Raw genomic sequence first — 16,867 nt, 5'->3', positions numbered from 1 at the left:
TTGTTGAATGCATCACTCGGCTTCGATCACTTCAGGCAAGGCCTGACGCAGCCCTTCCAACTTGAACGGGGCGCGAATGTAACCGCGCAGCGTGCCATCGGGACCAACGATAGCCAGATTGCCGCTGTGGCTGACGCTGTAATCCCCCTCCGTCTTTTCTGCCGGTACGAACGGCAGACCCAGCGATTTCGATAGGCCTTGCAGCGCATCCATATCGCCCGTTAGCCCTCTGAATCCGGCGCGGTAGTAACCTAGGTAGGTGCGTAACGCCTCGGGTGTGTCGCGTGCCGGATCGGCGCTGACCAGCACGAGCTGCAGCTGTTCACGGATCTCCGGCTGTAGTTGTTTGAATAACCCGCGCATATCGCTGAGCGTTGTCGGGCAGACATCCGGGCAGGCGGTGAATCCGAAGAAAAGCAGATACCAGCGACCACGAAGCGAATTGGTGCTGAAGGCGTTGCCCTGCTCATCAATCAGTTCCAGGCTGGGCAATTGCCGCTCACGAGGCAGGAGTAGCAGATTGGCCTCATCGAGCAGGGCGTTGCGGTCGAGTGCGAACGCAGGCGAGCAGATTACGACCAGAAGGCCCAGCAGTACCCAGCGGAAATTGGCCAAGCGCATGATCGGTATCCAAACTACGTTTAGCGCTCGTTCAGCTCGAACGCAGTGAGGGTGAAGGTCGGAATGCCCATATCCTGGAGCTTGCTCGACCCGCCCAGTTCGGGAAGATCAATGATTGCAGCCGCTTCGTGGATACTTGCGCCCATGCGGCGAACCAGCTGCGCAGCAGCAATCAGCGTCCCCCCAGTGGCTATCAGATCGTCCAGCAGCAGTACCGAATCGCCTTCGCAAAGGCTGTCAGCGTGCACTTCGAGAAAGGCCTCGCCGTACTCGGTACAGTAGGACTCTGCCAATACGTCGGCTGGAAGTTTGCCTTTCTTGCGGAACAGAATCAGTGGCCTGTTCAGTTCATAGGCGACTATCGAACCGATGATAAAGCCACGAGCGTCCAAGGCGCCGACATGGCTGAAATCGGTTTCGACATAGCGCTGGATCAAGCTGTCCACAACCATTCTCAGCGCTTTTGGCGACTGCAGCAGCGGCGTGATATCACGGAATACCACACCCGAGCTCGGGAAGTCCGGGACCGGACGTATCAGTGTCTTGATCGCAAATTCATCGAAGATCATAACGAGGCTCCGGGTGGGGGTCGGCGTTCACGTTTGCGCCGCAACGGGCATAACGGGACGCGCAAGATTAACCCAGGCAGTGCGCACCGCCAATTGGCGCGAGTACCTTGCTGCTTTGGCAATCTGAAAAGGCGGGATTCTCTTCGGACGCAGCCGCCAACCTGACCGATGGCACGCGGGTAACGAATCTGCGTCGAGCTCGGGACCGGCATATACAGAGAGATTTATTCGTTGAAATATGGTCGGATGGCCAACTACGGCACTAAATCATATCGTCCAATAGGCACAGGAGACATTCATGCATAGCCGCCAGCAAGAGATCGCTGCCGCACTCAACGTTCGTCCGTCCTTCGACGGTCCGGCGGCCGTTCAGGCTGAGATCGACCGACGAGTTGGCTTTATTCAGGACTGCCTGCGCGAATCCGGGATGAAGACCCTGGTGCTCGGTATCAGCGGTGGTGTCGACTCGACCACAGGAGGCCTGCTCGCGCAGCGCGCGGTGGAAGGCATGCGCGCTGCAGGCGAAGGGGACGATTACCGTTTTATCGCGGTCCGTCTGCCGTATCAGGTTCAACACGACGAGGACGAGGCGCAGCTGGCGGTCGATACGATCAAGCCGGACGAGTGCCATACGGTCAATATCGGTGCCGCCGTCCAAGGGCTATCGCGTGCCATCGAGGCATTGGACCCGCTCTCTGCAGAGAAACGCGACTTCGTACTTGGCAACACCAAAGCGCGGATGCGCATGGTGGCGCAGTACACCATCGCGAACGCGCGGCAGGGCCTGGTCATCGGCACCGACCATGCTGCCGAAGCGGTAATGGGATTTTTCACCAAATTCGGTGACGGCGCCTGCGACCTGACACCCCTGGCGGGTCTGGTCAAGGGTCAGGTTCGCGAGCTTGCCGCCGCCTTAGGCGCACCTGAGCAACTGGTAAAGAAGGTTCCAACGGCGGATCTCGAAGAGCTTTCTCCGGGTAAACCGGACGAAGCGGCGCACGGTGTGCGCTATGAAGACATTGATGCCTTTCTGCATGGGCAGTCGGTACCCGACGAGGCGGCCCGTATCATCGTCGAAACCTATGACAAGTCGGCACATAAGCGCCAGTTGCCGAAGGAGCCCTAACCGATACAGTCGAGCCACAAGCGCAGGGGTTGCAGGACGGCCGCTGATCGGCACCGTCATGCGCAGAGCGATTAATGGTGCAGATGCGCGGGCGTCCGTTCCTGCGTTGAAACCTCGCCGGCGCCGTGCCCCATCAGCCACTGCTGATGGGGGCCGGGCAAGGTCCACAGGCCGAACAGTATCACCATCATCCCGCCAAGCATTCGCACGCCGCGCTTGCGCAGCAGAGCGGTCAGCCGCTCTGCTGCCAGACCCGTTGCCAGTAGCACAGGCCAGGTGCCGATACCGAATGCCAGCATCAGCAACGCACTGTCCAGCGCATCGCCCTGGCTCGCAGCCCAGAGCAAGGTGCTATAGACCAGACCACAGGGCAGCCAGCCCCAGAGCGCACCGAGTAGCAAAGCTCGAGGGATGCTCTTGACCGGCATGAGCCGGCTTGCAAACGGCTGAATATGGCGCCACAAGCCTCGGCCTACGGCTTCAACACGCGTCAGCCCACTCCACCAACCCGCCAGATAAAGTCCCATGCTGACAAGTAGCAATGCCGCTACAACCCGCAGCGCCATGGCTGCCGGGCTGTTGGCAACGGCCCAGCCAGCGAGACCGATCAGCAGGCCCGCGCCGGTGTAGCTCAATACTCGCCCCAGATTGTAGGCAACTAACAGGCGCAGGCGTTTGCCGCGCTGCTCGACAGGAATAGCCATGGTCAGCGCGCCCATCAAGCCGCCGCACATGCCCAGGCAGTGCCCGCCGCCGAGCAGGCCGAGCACCACAGCAGATACCAGCAGTGGTAACAGCTCAGCCACGATCGGATTTCTCCTCGCTGCCCTGGTCCGCTTGTTCGATGCCCGCACGATGCTTGGGATCTTCTTCATCGAAAAGAATGCTATGCGCGGGGCCATCGAGATCATCGTACTGACCGCTGTCGACTGCCCAGAAGAATACCCAGATGGCCAGTGCAACCAGAACGATGGCGACGGGAATCAATATGTAGAGTGCGGCCATGGGGCCTCCAGATAGTGCTGCGGCAGGGCAAAGCTGATCAGGTATGGAGCTGTCTTCATCCTACGCCAGGCGGATCGGGTTGTCGGACCGCAAGCGATGCCGGCAGCCGGGTCAGCCGCAATGCGTTCAACACCACCAGCAGCGAACTCGCAGACATACCCAGTGCTGCCCATAGCGGCGTCACCCAACCTATGGCTGCGAACGGCAGGATCAGGCCGTTATAGAGGCTCGCCCAGGCGAGGTTTTCGATGATGATGCGACGGCTTCGGCGCGCCACGGTGAAGGCCTGCACAAGACTGTCGAGCCGGTTGGAAAGCAGGACTGCGTCCGCACTGGTCTTGGCCAGGTCGGTTGCCGAGCCCATCGCCACGCTGATATCCGCTGCGGCCAGGACCGGAACGTCATTCACGCCGTCGCCAAGCATCAACACGCGACGGCCCTCTGCTTGGAGTCGCTGCAGATGGACGAGCTTGTCGGCCGGGGTCAACCCGCCGTGTGCCTCTTCGATGCCTAACTGTTGGGCTATGTCGCCGACCATCGGCGAGCTGTCACCGGACAGCAAGATCGTTTTCCAGCCTCGGCGTTTGCAGGCCTGCAACAGAGCGGGTGCGTCGTCGCGCAGACGATCGTTCAATATCAACCATGCCAGCGGGCCCTGCGCGTCGCCAAGCAGCAGCCACTGACCCTGGTTTCCCGGGATAACGGGAGGCGGGCCTGCATAGCCTGCAGCGACGAACGTTGGCTGACCAATGCGCAAGGTGCGTCCGCCGACCGAACCCTGGAGGCCTAGCCCCGGCACGCTGTCCACCGCATCGGCTGCTTGCGGCGCTCGACCGAAGGCCTTGGCAATAGGGTGTTCGGAGCGGTTTTCCAATGCGGCGGCCAGCTCCAGGCAGGCGTTGGCATCCAATCCGCCCAACGGGCGAACCTCGCTCAAGGTCAGGCGCCCTTCGGTAAGTGTGCCGGTCTTATCGAAAATCACGGTATCGATGTGGTTGAGACCTTCCAGAACATGTCCGCGGGTGAGCAATAGGCCAAGTTTATGCAGCGTGCCGGTAGCCGTGGTCAGGGCTGTCGGGGTGGCCAACGACAACGCGCACGGGCAGGTGGCGACGAGCAGGGCAAGGACGATCCAGAAAGCCCGTTGCGGATCGAGCTGCCACCAGACGATGCCGACGATAGCTGCGGTCAACAGAACGATCAGCAGGAACCACTGGGCGACACGGTCGGCCAGCTCGGCGAGGCGCGGTTTGTCCGACTGTGCACGCTCCAACAGACGCACAATGGCGGACAGCCGGGTGTCGTCGCCCAGCGCCTGGACCTCGACAGTCAGCGCGCCCTCGACATTTAGGGTGCCAGCAGTGACCGCATCACCGGCGCTTCGTGGCTGCGGCAGGTATTCGCCAGTAAGTACCGATTCGTCGATGCTGGAATGCCCGCTGACGATGCGGCCATCAGCCGGGACCAGAGCGCCTGGCTGCACCAGCACCCGATCACCGACCGCTAATTCACTGAGCAGGATGCGCGCGGATTGGCCGTCCTCGGCGAGTTTCAGGCACGACGCGGGTAGGAGATTGACCAATTGAGCAGTAGCCGCGGCAGTGCGTTCCCGCGCGCGGCGTTCCATATAGCGTCCGGCAAGCAGAAACAGGGCAAACATGCCCACGGCATCGAAATACAGCTCGCCCTGACCGGTCAGGGTGGACCAGATACCGGCGAGATAGGCGCCGCCGATGGCGAGCGAAACCGAAACATCCATGGTCAGATGGCGGGTACGCAGATCTCTCAAGGCGCCCTTGAAGAAATCGGTGCAGCAATAGAAAACGATAGGGGTCGTCAGCAGCAGCGCAGTCCAGCGCAGAATGCTGGCCATGCCGGCCGAGAGGTCGATGTTGAACTCTGGCCACGTCGCCATGGTTGCCATCATCACCTGCATCCAGAGCAGCCCGGTCACACCCAGCTGGCGCATGCTGCGGCGGTTCTCCCGCGCGAGCCGCTCTGCCGCCTGATCAGCTTGGTAGGGGTGGGCGGCATAGCCGATACGTCGAAGCTCGGCGAGCAATTCACTGAGCGGCAGCGCCGAATCGTTCCAGCGCACCCGCAGGCGATGGTTGGAGAGATTCAGGCTCGCCTCGGCAATACCGTCGAGGCCGCGCAGGTGACGCTCGATCAGCCAGCCGCAGGCGGCACAGCTGATGCCTTCGATCATCAGCGAGGTGTTGGCGAGCTCGCCTTCGTGCTGCACGAATGGCTGTTGCACATCCTTGCGGTCGTACAGTGCAAGCTCATCGGTCAACGCCTGAGGCAATGCGTCGGGATTGATCGAGGCTTCGCTGCGATGCAGGTAATAGCTTTCCAGGCCGCCGTTGACGATCGCTTCCGCCACGGCCTGGCAGCCTGGGCAGCACAGCGCCCGCGTCTCGTTGAGCACGCGGGCCTGATAGGCGCTGCCAGCAGGAACCGGCAGGCCGCAGTGATAGCAGGGCAGGGGGCTCGCCATCGGCTGGTCAGTAGCTCAGTTCGAGTGTCTGACCGCTCGCGATTTCCATTTCCTTGAACAAGCGCCAGTCCTGATCACCTTCACGGCCGAGCAATTCGACGAAGCGCCGGCCTGTTACCGGCTCCTGCATCTGTCCCTGATAGAACCCGTTACCCTGGGTCTGCAGAATGATGCGGCGATCGCGTTCGGGCTGCGTCGGCGAGAGCAGATTGAGGATCACTTGCTGTGGGCGGCTGTTACCGCTCAGCTGCAGTTCGGCCAGCCCGCGCTCGTCGTTGAGCACCAGTTGCGCCTGTACCTGCAGGCGCTCGGCGAGTTTCTCGCGTTCCAGCGCCTGGTTGATGCCTTTGCCGGCATCGTAGTAGTTGTCCGATACCAGAGTGTCGGCATTGCGGATGGCGATGGTCAGCATCGAGGTGCCGAGTATCACCGACAGCAGCAGGATGCCGATGACAAACCAGGCCCAAAATTGGGTATACCACCGGGTGTTTTCGTTGTCGGAAATGCTCATGTGCTACCTGTTCAGCGGATGCTCGGGCCGATGAAACGGCTCTCCGACTCATCTTCGATTGAGGAATCGTCTACCGATCTGATGTGGAAGACGATTTCGTTTGTGCTCGATGGCAGCTTTTCCGGTGCGACCGAGAGCTCCACCGGAACGGTGATCAGCTCACCGGCCGCAGCGTGGATTTCATTGCGACCTTCGTATTGCAGGTCGTCCAGACCAGTGGCTTCGATGACGAAGATCTGCTCCTTCTGAGCCTTGTTCATCACCTTGAGGGTATAGACGTTTTCGATTCTGCCTTGCTGGTTCTCGCGATAGAGCACCCGGTCCTTGAGCACATCGAGCTTGACCAGCGAGCGATCGGTGACGGCATAGGCGAACACACCCATCATCGTCGTCAGCGCGATGGCGTAGCCGATCAATCGTGGGCGAACCATGCGGGTCTTCTGCCCAGACAGGTTGTGCTCGGTTGTGTAGCTGATCAACCCGCGTGGGTAGTTCATCTTATCCATAATGGTGTCGCAGGCGTCGATGCAGGCGGCACAGCCGATACACTCGACTTGTAGGCCGTCACGGATGTCGATGCCCGTCGGGCAAACCTGGACGCACATGGTGCAATCGATGCAATCACCGAGGCCCATGGCTTTGTAATCAGCGTCCTTCTTGCGAGGGCCGCGGCGCTCGCCACGGCGCGGGTCGTAGGAGACGATCAGGGTGTCCTTGTCGAACATCACACTCTGGAAGCGTGCGTAGGGACACATGTAAATGCACACCTGCTCACGCAGGTAGCCGGCGTTGCCATAAGTGGCGAGAGTGAAGAAGCCAATCCAGAAGGCCGCCCAGCCACCCACTTGGAACGTCAGCAGATCAGGCACCAGATCTCGAATCGGGGTGAAATAACCCACAAACGTGATACCGATTGCCAACGAAACGCCCAGCCAGATCGCGTGCTTGGCAAACTTTCGCAGCAACTTGGTTGAGCTTATGGGCGCCTTGTCGAGCTTCATGCGCTGGTTGCGGTCGCCTTCGGTGACTTTTTCCGCCCACATGAATACCCAGGTGAACACGCTCTGCGGGCAGGTATAGCCACACCAGACACGCCCAGCAAATACGGTAATGAAGAACAGCCCGAAGGCGCAAATGATCAGCAGCGCCGAAAGCAGGATGAAGTCCTGAGGCCAGAACGTGGCGCCGAAAATATAGAACTTACGCTCGGGCAGGTTCCACCAGACGGCTTGTCGGCCGTTCCAGGTCAGCCATACGGTGCCGAAATAGAGTACGAATAGCAGCGCGCCGCCGACGAGTCGCAGATTGCGGAACAGGCCGGTGAACGAGCGGGTATAGATCTTTTCACGGGCGGCGTAGAGGTCCGTTGACGCGTTGACCTTGGCCGGGGGAGTTACATCATGGACGGGGATTTGCTCAGACATCGAATGCATACCACGGCGGAGGGTGAGTGTCCCGGCCGATACGTGCCGACCGGGATCTTTTGCTTACCTGCTGCGAATGGTACGCCTCGATGGTCGATCTCAGGTGCGACTGTCGGTCGCGCCTGAGACCGATCGGATCAGTTCTCCGACTTTTGCGAGAGGCTGTACACATAGGCGGCCAGCAGGTGCACCTTGTCATTGCCAAGGTGGTCTTGCTGAGCAGGCATACGACCATTACGACCATAGCGCAGAGTCTGCTGAATCTGTCCGAAACTCGAGCCATAAAGCCAGACGTTGTCTGTCAGGTTCGGCGCGCCCATGGCCTGGGTGCCTTTGGCATCAGGGCCATGACAGGCTACACAGTTGGTGGCGAAGATTTTCTGACCTTGCTCGATGTCGGCGTTGATGCCCTCAGGGATATCGCGACCAGACAGGCTACGAACATAACCGGCGACGTTGCGGATGCCATCTTCGCCAATCACGTTAGCCCAGGCAGGCATGGCCGCCTGGCGCCCACCCATGATGGTGGTCTTGATGGTTTCCGGCTCTCCACCATACAACCAATCGTGGTCGGTGAGGTTAGGGAAGCCATAGGCACCCTTGGCGTCCGAGCCATGGCAGACCGAGCAATTCGAAGCGAACAGACGTCCGCCCATTTTCAGGGCCTGAGGGTCTTGAGCGACTTGCTCGACTGGCATTGCAGCGAACTTGGCGTAGAGCGGGCCGTACTGCTCGTTCGCCTTGTCCATCTCGCGCTGCCATTCTTTAACCTGCGTCCAGCCACCTTCATAGCCAGGCAGCACACCTTTCCAATTACCCAGGCCCGGATAAAGGGCAAGGTAGCCGAGGGCGAAAATCACCGTGCCGACAAACAGCATGAACCACCACTTGGGCAGCGGATTGTCATATTCCTCGATGCCATCATAGGAATGGCCGACGGTTTCTTCTGTACTGTCGCCACGCTGCCCCTTGCGGGTCGCAAGCAGCAGCCAGACCAGTGCCGCAATGGTGCCCAGGCTCAGCAGGGTGACGTACCAGCTCCAAAACGTGGTCATTTATTTCTTACTCCTGGAAGCTTCTTCTTCACGCTTCTTGATGTCGGTCTCGTCAGCGAAGGGCAGATTTGCGGCTTCGTCGAAGCTTTTCTTGCGTTTGCTGCTGTAGGCCCAGAGCACGAGGCCAATGAAGGCGACGAATACCAAAATGGTGCCCAGGCCGCGAAGAGTCCCGATTTCCATCATGCGTTACCGTTTGTTCGTGAGGGAGGTGCCAAGGCTTTGCAGGAAGGCCACCAGAGCATCCATCTCGGTCTTGCCCTTCACGGCGTCTTTGGCTCCGGCAATGTCTTCATCGGTGTAGGGCACGCCTACGCTGCGAAGTGCTTCCAGCTTGGCGGCGGTATGTTTGCCGTCGAGCTTGTTTTCTACCAGCCAAGGGTAGGACGGCATCTTCGATTCGGGCACCACGTTGCGCGGGTTGTAGAGGTGCGCGCGGTGCCAGTCATCGGAGTAGCGACCACCAACGCGGGCCAGATCCGGGCCGGTGCGCTTGGAACCCCACAGGAATGGGTGGTCGTATACGCTCTCGCCAGCGACGGAGTAGTGACCATAACGCTCGGTCTCGGCACGGAATGGGCGAACCATCTGTGAGTGGCAGCCAACGCAGCCCTCACGGATGTAGATATCGCGACCTTCCTGCTCCAGAGCAGTGCGTGGCTTCATGCCTTCTACCGGCTCATTGACCACGTCCTGGAAAAACAGCGGGACGATCTGCGTCAGACCGCCAAGGCTGACAGCCAGGGTCATGAACAGGGCCAGCAGGCCAACGTTCTTTTCAAGTAACTCGTGACTTTTCATGCTCGGCTCCTCAGACGATCTGCGCAGCGACTTCGTATTCAGCCGGCTTGGCGGCACGCACGGTACGCCAGGTGTTGTAGGCCATCAGCAGCATGCCGGTGAGGAAGAACGCACCGCCCAATGCTCGAACGATGAAGCCCGGATGACTGGCTTCCAGCGCCTCGACGAAGGAGTAGGTGAGGGTGCCGTCTTCGTTGACCGCGCGCCACATCAGGCCCTGAGTGATACCGTTGACCCACATCGAGGCGATATACAACACGGTGCCTATGGTCGCCAGCCAGAAGTGGGCATTGATCAGCCCGATGCTATGCATCTGCTCGCGAGCGAAGACCTTCGGAATCAGGTGATACAGGGAGCCGATTGAGATCATCGCTACCCAGCCGAGAGCGCCAGCGTGAACGTGGCCGATGGTCCAGTCGGTGTAGTGGGACAGCGCGTTGACAGTCTTGATGGCCATCATCGGACCTTCGAATGTCGACATGCCGTAGAACGCCAGCGACACCACCAGGAAGCGCAGGATCGGGTCGGTGCGCAGCTTATGCCAGGCGCCAGACAGCGTCATCATGCCGTTGATCATGCCGCCCCAGCTCGGTGCCAACAGAATGATCGACATCGCCATGCCCAGGCTCTGGGCCCACTCTGGTAGAGCGGTGTAGTGCAGGTGGTGCGGGCCGGCCCAGATGTACAGCGTGACCAGTGCCCAGAAGTGCACAATGGACAGGCGATAGGAGTACACGGGGCGCTCAGCCTGCTTCGGAACGAAGTAGTACATCATGCCCAGGAAGCCGGTGGTCAGGAAGAAGCCCACGGCATTATGGCCGTACCACCACTGCACCATGGCATCGGTGGCGCCGGAATAAATCGAATAAGACTTGAACCAAGAAACCGGGATTTCGAGGTTGTTGACAATGTGCAGCATCGCCGTAACCAGGATGAAGCCACCGTAAAACCAGTTACCTACGTAGATATGGCTTACTTTGCGCTTCACGATGGTGCCGAAGAATACGATCGCGTAGCTGATCCAGACGACCGCCAGCAGAATATCGATCGGCCATTCGAGCTCGGCGTATTCCTTGCTGCTGGTGAAGCCTTGCGGGAGAGTAATGATCGCCAGGACGATCACTGCTTGCCAACCCCAGAAGGTAAACGCGGCCAGACCGTCGGATATCAGCCGGGTCTGGCTGGTGCGCTGTACCACGTAGAGCGAGGTGGCCATAAGGGCACAGCCGCCGAACGCGAAGATCACCAGGTTGGTGTGCAGCGGGCGTAAACGACCGAAGCTGGCCCACGGTAGGTCGAAGTTGAGTGCGGGCCACACCAGCTGCGAGGCGATAAGAACGCCCAGACCCATCCCAAGGATTCCCCACACCACCGTCATGATGGCGAATTGGCGAACCACCTTATAGTTATATGCAGTCTCACTTATTGCTGTGCTCATGCAAGGCTTCCACGCTAATGGCATTTCAGAGGGGCAAAAACGGCGGCAAGTATGGAGAAAGGAGGGGGGCAATGCAAACGAGGCCCAGGCCATCTCGTGCCGTTCGGACCCTGATCCCAAGCGTTTTCCATGCGATTTGCAGGGTCGTTTTTCACATCATGCCGATGTGCTGAATCGAGAGCTTCGCCTTGTAATTCTGCGTAGTCCGGCGAGTGGAGAAGAATATAGGAGCAGGCGGGCACACGGGCAAAGCGAGGATGGACTGGACGGTCTGCGACAGAGCGTCGCACTGAGGCTTTTTGGGGCGGGCCTGGTCGAAAACAGCGCAGGTATCGTTGTACCTCCCAAGGAAGTTGTGTTGCGGCACGTTGCGGATGGCTCGATTTCCCACGTCACTGATGGTAGTTGGCGGACCATGTGCCTCTATCGCGGTAAGAGACGATGTGTACATACGAATTGCTATAGACGGATCATGACGAGTTTTTTGTGGGCGTAACTGGTTATTCGATAGATGTCGGGAAAGCCATGGGAAATTCAGATGACTGATATTCAGGGCGATCAATGCACGCCGGGACGCGAGGTCCCGCTCGTCACGGTCAATCGCCCGTGCGACGAAGCCTGCGCGAGCCTGATCCTCGCGCACGGCGCAGGGGCGCCGATGGACAGCCCGTTCATGGCGCAGATGACCGAGCGCCTCGTCGCGCGTGGAATAGAGGTGTTCCGTTTCGAATTCGCCTACATGGCAGAGCGGCGCCATACCGGGCGCAAACGTCCACCGAACCCTCAGGCGCTACTGCTACAACAATGGCGGGACGTTTATGGCTATGTCCGACAGCAAACCGCAGGGCGGCTGGCGATCGGTGGCAAATCGATGGGCGGACGGATGGCCAGCCTCCTGGCCGATGAGCTGGAGGTTGATGCGCTGGTGTGTCTGGGTTATCCCTTTTATGCCACAGGAAAGCCAGAGAAGCCGCGCGTGGCGCATCTTGCCGAGCTACGTACGCCGACCCTGATCGTTCAGGGTGAGCGCGACGCGCTGGGTGACCGGAATACGGTCGCCGGATACCCGCTATCGCCGGCGATTCGCCTCAGCTGGCTGGCAACCGCCGACCATGATCTAAAGCCTCTGAAACGATCGGGACTGACTCACGATCAGCATCTCGATAACGCCGCGAACGCAGTCGCGGCGTTTCTGCATAACCGATCGTTCAGCGGTTGAAGCGCTCCACCAGGGTGTATTGGGACTGCGCGGTTGCGGCCAGTTCCTCGGAGAGCAACGTCGAGCTTTGTGCATCACCCGCGGTCTGATCGGCGAGGCGGGCAATATTACTGACGTTGTGGCTGATTTCCTCGGCAACTGCACTCTGCTGCTCGGTCGCCGAGGCGATCTGCGAGGTCATATCGATGATGCTTTCCACCGCGGTGCTGATGCCGGCGAGCGCCTTGTCCGCGTCGATTACCCTTTCCACGCCACGGCTCGCCTGAGCGCGGCCCTGTTCGGTGGTTTCAACGGCCTGGCGTGCCTGCAGCTGAAGTTTTTCAATCAGTTGATGAATCTGGCCTGTGGCCGTAGCGGTGCGCTGGGCCAGTTGGCGGACCTCGTCGGCGACCACCGCGAAGCCACGACCGCTTTCCCCGGCGCGAGCTGCTTCGATGGCTGCATTGAGTGCAAGCAAGTTGGTCTGGTCGGCAATGCTTTTGATCACATCGACGACGGTGCCAATTTCGTCGCTGTTCTTCGCCAGCGCTGAAACCGCATCGCCCGTCTCTGTCACCGCGCTGGCCAGCGACTCGATGGCCTTGCGGGTCTGTGCGCTGATTTCTCGGCCCTCGGCGGCGAGCCGGCTGGCCTCTTCGGTGGCACCGGCCGCCAGGGCTACGTTGCCGGCAACCTCCTGAGTCGTTGCGGCCATTTGATTAATGGCCGTGGCGACCTGTTCGGTCTCGTGATGCTGACGCGCCAAACCGTCGGAACAGCTGTGCGCCAGTTCATCTGCGCGCTTGGCTTGCTGCTGAAGCTGCTCGGCGCTGTCCTGAAGACGGGTCAGACAGGTCTTCAGTCGTGCATGTTCGCTGAGCATCGCCATTTCCAGCCGGGCTTCGGCGCCCTGACTGTCGGTGTACATCTGGGCGATCAGCGGGTCGCTCGTTGATTGTTCGGCCAGCCGTACCAACCGGCTCATGCCGCGCATCTGCCAATGCCGCCCGGCGAGTCCCAGCGGCACGGAAAGCAGCGCAGCCAATGCGAACCCCCAGATGTGATCGAGCCATAAACCGACCATGAAACCGATCTGGCTGATGCAAATGAACGGCAGCCAATTGACTGCGACGGGCAGCCACTTGTCGCGACGTGGCACGCCGCTCTTGCCCGCATTAAGTCGCGCATAAAGTGCCTCCGCCCGCTGCACCTGTTCACGTGTGGGCTTGGTGCGAACTGACTCGTAACCGACGATCTTGCGCTGCAGATCGAGCATGGGCGTCATATAGGCGTTGACCCAGTAATGGTCGCCATTCTTGCGTCGATTCTTGACGATGCCCATCCAGGGTTTGCCATCCTTAAGCGTCCGCCACATGTGGGCGAAAACGGCGGCCGGCACGTCCGGGTGACGGATCAGGTTATGCGGCGAGCCGATCAATTCGCCGCGCTCGAAGCCGCTGACTTCGGCGAATATGTCGTTGCAGTAGCTGATCTGGCCTTTGAGGTCCGTGGTGGAAATCAGCCGCTGCTGCTCTGGGAATGCATATTCACGCTGAGTGATGGGCTGGTTGTTTCGCATGAGGGTACGCCTGGCAGTTCGGGATGGTTTTGATGTTCTTGGGCAGTCGATGACGGCAAGCCATGTCTTATTAACGGCAGCAAAACCAATCAGTTGAGCATCAACCGACAAACATTCGCAGAAACAAGACGCCCGCTGCAACAGTGTTGCGAGCGAGCGTTGAAGGGGCGCCAGGGATGCGTGGCGCTCAGGCTTCGATCAACTGTCTTAGGACATAATGCAAAATGCCGCCGGCCTTGAAGTACTGGACTTCATTGAGCGTGTCGATGCGGCAGAGCACTTGGAAATTGTCTCGTGAGCCGTCCTCGCGCTCCACATCCACGGTCAGGAGCTGACGTGGTTTGATGTCGGCACTGAGACCTCGGATAGAGAGCGTCTCGTTACCGGTCAGGCTTAATGATTTGCGCGTCTGATCACCGACGAACTGCAGCGCCAGCACGCCCATGCCGATCAGGTTGGAGCGGTGGATGCGCTCAAAGCTTTCGGCGATCACAGCTTTCACCCCGAGCAGGTTGGTGCCCTTGGCCGCCCAGTCGCGGCTGGAGCCGGTGCCGTACTCCTTGCCGGCTATCACCACCAGCGGCACGCCTTCGGTCTGGTAGCGCATTGCCGCGTCGTAAATCGACATGCGCTCTCCGCTCGGCTGATGAAACGTATTGCCGCCTTCTTCGCCACCCAGCATCTCGTTCTTGATGCGGATGTTGGCGAATGTCCCGCGCATCATCACTTCATGATTGCCTCGACGCGAGCCATAGGAGTTGAAGTCTTCCGGCTTTACGCCCAGTTGCTGCAGGTACAGACCGGCGGGCGAACTGGCTTTGATGTTGCCAGCTGGCGAGATGTGGTCAGTGGTGATGGAGTCGCCAAACAGAGCGAGAATGCGCGCATTCTCGACATTTGCTGGCGGCACCAGCGGTTGGCCGATGTCCTCGAAGAACGGCGGATTCTGCACATAGCTCGAATTGCTGTTCCATTTATAGGTATCGCCAGCGGTTACTGCGATGGACTGCCAATGCTCGTCGCCGCTGAATACGTCCGCATAGCGTGTACGGAACATTTGCCCATCAATCTTGCTGACCGCTTCGTTTACTTCGGCGCTGGTCGGCCAGATGTCCTTAAGGTAGACCGGCTGATTCTGCTCGTCGTAGCCGAGTGGGTCCTTATCCATATTGATTCGGGTTGTACCGGCAAGCGCAAAGGCCACCACCAGCGGCGGCGAAGCCAGCCAGTTGGCCTTCACCAGCGGATGCACGCGTCCCTCGAAGTTGCGGTTGCCGGAGAGCACGGAGGACACGATCAGATCGTTGTCGGTGACCGCTTGGCCAATGGCCTCGGGCAACGGTCCGGAGTTGCCGATGCAAGTGGTGCAGCCATAACCGACGAGATTGAAACCAAGCTGATCCAGGTAGGTGGTCAGCCCGGCGCGCTCTAGATAATCGGTGACGACCTTGGAGCCGGGCGCGAGGGAGGATTTCACCCATGGCGCACGCTTCAAACCGCGTTCGAGCGCCTTCTTTGCTACCAGTCCAGCGGCCATCAGGACGTTGGGGTTGGAAGTGTTGGTGCAGGAGGTAATCGCCGCGATGACGACTGCGCCATGCTTGAGACCGAAATCCTCGCCAGCTACGGGCACCGAGCTGTTGGCTTGCTGAGTCTTGCCACTGGTTTCCAGTAGGAGATCGAAGTTGGCGCCAATGTCACCCAGCGAAACCCTGTCCTGTGGACGCTTGGGTCCGGCGAGAGAAGGCTGCACCTGGCTGAGGTCCAGTTCCAGAGTGGCGGTGAACACCGGGTCCGGTGAATTGCTGTCCCGCCACATGCCCTGGGCCTTGCTGTACGCCTCGACCAGCGCGATGCGGTCCTCGTCGCGCCCGGTCAGGCGCAGGTAATCAATCGTGACCTGATCCACCGGGAAAAAACCGCAGGTCGCGCCGTATTCGGGTGCCATGTTGCCGATGGTCGCGCGGTCGGCAAGGGGAAGATTGTCGAGGCCGGGACCGAAGAATTCGACGAATTTGCCCACCACCCCCTGCTTGCGCAGCATCTGGGTGACGGTGAGTACCAGATCGGTAGCCGTCACGCCTTCGTTGAGTTTTCCGGTCAGGCGCATGCCGACTACTTCAGGAATCAGCATCGATACGGGCTGGCCGAGCATGGCCGCTTCCGCCTCGATACCGCCCACGCCCCAACCCAGCACGCCGAGGCCGTTGATCATGGTTGTATGCGAATCGGTGCCGACCAGGGTGTCCGGGTATGCGATGGTTTCGCCGTTTTCTTCTTTGGTCCACACCACTTGGCCCAGGTATTCCAAGTTGACCTGGTGGCATATACCGGTGCCCGGCGGCACCACGCGGAAATTATCGAATGCCTGCTGGCCCCAGCGCAGGAACTCGTAGCGTTCACCGTTGCGCTGCATTTCGATGTCGACGTTCTGCTCGAACGCCTTGTTGCTGCCGAAACGGTCGACCATCACCGAGTGGTCGATCACCAGATCCACCGGTGACAGCGGATTGATGCGTTGTGGATCGCCGCCGGCTCGGGACACGGCATCGCGCATGGCGGTCAGATCGACGACCGCAGGCACGCCGGTGAAATCCTGCATCAGCACGCGCGCGGGGCGGTACTGGATTTCGCGTTCGGAGGTGTGGGTCTTCAGCCACACCGCCAACGAGGTGAAGTCATCGGCGCGCACCGTGACGTCATCCTCCCAGCGCAGCAGATTCTCCAGCAGAACCTTGAGGGAGGTCGGTAGACGACTGATGTCGCCCAATTGCTTCGCCGCTTCAGCAAGGCTGTAGTAATGATAGGTCTTGCCGTTCACATCGAGGCTTCGGCGGCAGTTCAGGCTGTCCAGGGATGGCATTCGTCTCTCCTTGTGCCCGCACGGTCGGGCTTGACTGGGATGGGGAGCGTTGTGTTGAAACTAGCCCCTGGCGAAGTGTTTCGCCACGAAACTGGCCGCCGACTGGCGTCGACGGCGATGGAATCCTTGCCTCGGCATTTTGCAGGCGCTGACGGGGCTGTATTCGCTCGATTGATT

Annotated in this window: 15 protein-coding genes; 2 read left to right on the top strand and 13 right to left on the bottom strand. The window is 60.0% G+C overall.

Annotated elements, in window-relative coordinates:
- Positions 1-12: 12 nt before the first annotated feature.
- Together D7241_RS08155 and D7241_RS08150 are read right to left on the bottom strand one after the other, a co-directional pair.
- A complete protein-coding gene (locus D7241_RS08155; RefSeq protein ID WP_408101057.1) occupies positions 13-621 on the bottom strand; it encodes an SCO family protein in 609 nt (202 codons plus the stop codon).
- Between the two features lie 20 nt (positions 622-641).
- Entirely contained in the window at positions 642-1,190 is a 549-nt protein-coding gene (locus D7241_RS08150; protein WP_408101056.1) for an adenine phosphoribosyltransferase, read from the bottom strand.
- Positions 1,191-1,488: 298 nt separating this feature from the next.
- On the opposite strand from D7241_RS08150, the gene nadE reads away from it, so the two are divergent.
- Positions 1,489-2,316 carry an ammonia-dependent NAD(+) synthetase gene (gene nadE, locus D7241_RS08145; RefSeq protein ID WP_408101055.1) on the top strand — a complete coding sequence of 276 codons (828 nt, stop codon included), beginning with the start codon at positions 1,489-1,491 and terminating at the stop codon, positions 2,314-2,316.
- 71 nt (positions 2,317-2,387) lie between these two features.
- Here nadE and D7241_RS08140 read toward each other — a convergent pair whose 3' ends face one another.
- The 9 genes from D7241_RS08140 to ccoN form a co-directional block, all read right to left on the bottom strand.
- A complete protein-coding gene (locus D7241_RS08140; protein ID WP_408101054.1) occupies positions 2,388-3,122 on the bottom strand; it encodes a sulfite exporter TauE/SafE family protein in 735 nt (244 codons plus the stop codon).
- Positions 3,115-3,321, bottom strand: coding sequence for a cbb3-type cytochrome oxidase assembly protein CcoS (gene ccoS / locus D7241_RS08135; RefSeq protein WP_408101053.1), 207 nt, complete (start codon positions 3,319-3,321; stop codon positions 3,115-3,117). Before ccoS ends, D7241_RS08140 begins: the two co-directional genes overlap by 8 nt.
- A gap of 55 nt (positions 3,322-3,376) precedes the next feature.
- Entirely contained in the window at positions 3,377-5,821 is a 2,445-nt protein-coding gene (locus D7241_RS08130) for a heavy metal translocating P-type ATPase (RefSeq protein ID WP_408101052.1), read from the bottom strand.
- 7 nt (positions 5,822-5,828) lie between these two features.
- A complete protein-coding gene (locus tag D7241_RS08125; RefSeq protein ID WP_408101051.1) occupies positions 5,829-6,332 on the bottom strand; it encodes a FixH family protein in 504 nt (167 codons plus the stop codon).
- Positions 6,333-6,343: 11 nt separating this feature from the next.
- On the bottom strand, positions 6,344-7,756 hold the full coding sequence (gene ccoG / locus D7241_RS08120; protein ID WP_408101050.1) for a cytochrome c oxidase accessory protein CcoG: 1,413 nt from the start codon (positions 7,754-7,756) through the stop codon (positions 6,344-6,346).
- A gap of 137 nt (positions 7,757-7,893) precedes the next feature.
- A complete protein-coding gene (ccoP, locus tag D7241_RS08115) occupies positions 7,894-8,811 on the bottom strand; it encodes a cytochrome-c oxidase, cbb3-type subunit III (RefSeq protein WP_255976580.1) in 918 nt (305 codons plus the stop codon).
- Positions 8,812-8,994 carry a cbb3-type cytochrome oxidase subunit 3 gene (locus tag D7241_RS08110; protein WP_408101049.1) on the bottom strand — a complete coding sequence of 61 codons (183 nt, stop codon included), beginning with the start codon at positions 8,992-8,994 and terminating at the stop codon, positions 8,812-8,814.
- A gap of 6 nt (positions 8,995-9,000) precedes the next feature.
- Positions 9,001-9,612, bottom strand: coding sequence for a cytochrome-c oxidase, cbb3-type subunit II (ccoO, locus tag D7241_RS08105; protein ID WP_255976576.1), 612 nt, complete (start codon positions 9,610-9,612; stop codon positions 9,001-9,003).
- A gap of 10 nt (positions 9,613-9,622) precedes the next feature.
- Entirely contained in the window at positions 9,623-11,050 is a 1,428-nt protein-coding gene (gene ccoN, locus D7241_RS08100; protein WP_255976573.1) for a cytochrome-c oxidase, cbb3-type subunit I, read from the bottom strand.
- A 538-nt stretch (positions 11,051-11,588) separates the two neighbouring features.
- Between ccoN and D7241_RS08095 the strand changes: the two genes are divergently transcribed.
- Positions 11,589-12,269: an alpha/beta family hydrolase gene (locus tag D7241_RS08095; RefSeq protein WP_408101048.1), complete on the top strand. Its 681-nt coding sequence runs from the start codon at positions 11,589-11,591 to the stop codon at positions 12,267-12,269.
- On the opposite strand, the gene D7241_RS08090 is transcribed toward D7241_RS08095, so the two are convergent.
- Positions 12,259-13,827 carry a methyl-accepting chemotaxis protein gene (locus D7241_RS08090; RefSeq protein WP_408101047.1) on the bottom strand — a complete coding sequence of 523 codons (1,569 nt, stop codon included), beginning with the start codon at positions 13,825-13,827 and terminating at the stop codon, positions 12,259-12,261. The two genes, D7241_RS08095 and D7241_RS08090, sit on opposite strands and share 11 nt — an antisense overlap.
- 187 nt (positions 13,828-14,014) lie before the next feature.
- Positions 14,015-16,690: an aconitate hydratase AcnA gene (acnA, locus tag D7241_RS08085; protein WP_408101046.1), complete on the bottom strand. Its 2,676-nt coding sequence runs from the start codon at positions 16,688-16,690 to the stop codon at positions 14,015-14,017.
- Positions 16,691-16,867: the final 177 nt, after the last annotated feature.

The sequence above is a fragment of the Stutzerimonas sp. VN223-3 genome, assembly GCF_045999685.1.
Taxonomy (GTDB): domain Bacteria; phylum Pseudomonadota; class Gammaproteobacteria; order Pseudomonadales; family Pseudomonadaceae; genus Stutzerimonas; species Stutzerimonas stutzeri_AR.
Note: the sequence above shows the minus strand (reverse complement) of the source record. Positions and strands in the feature narration are given on the sequence as shown.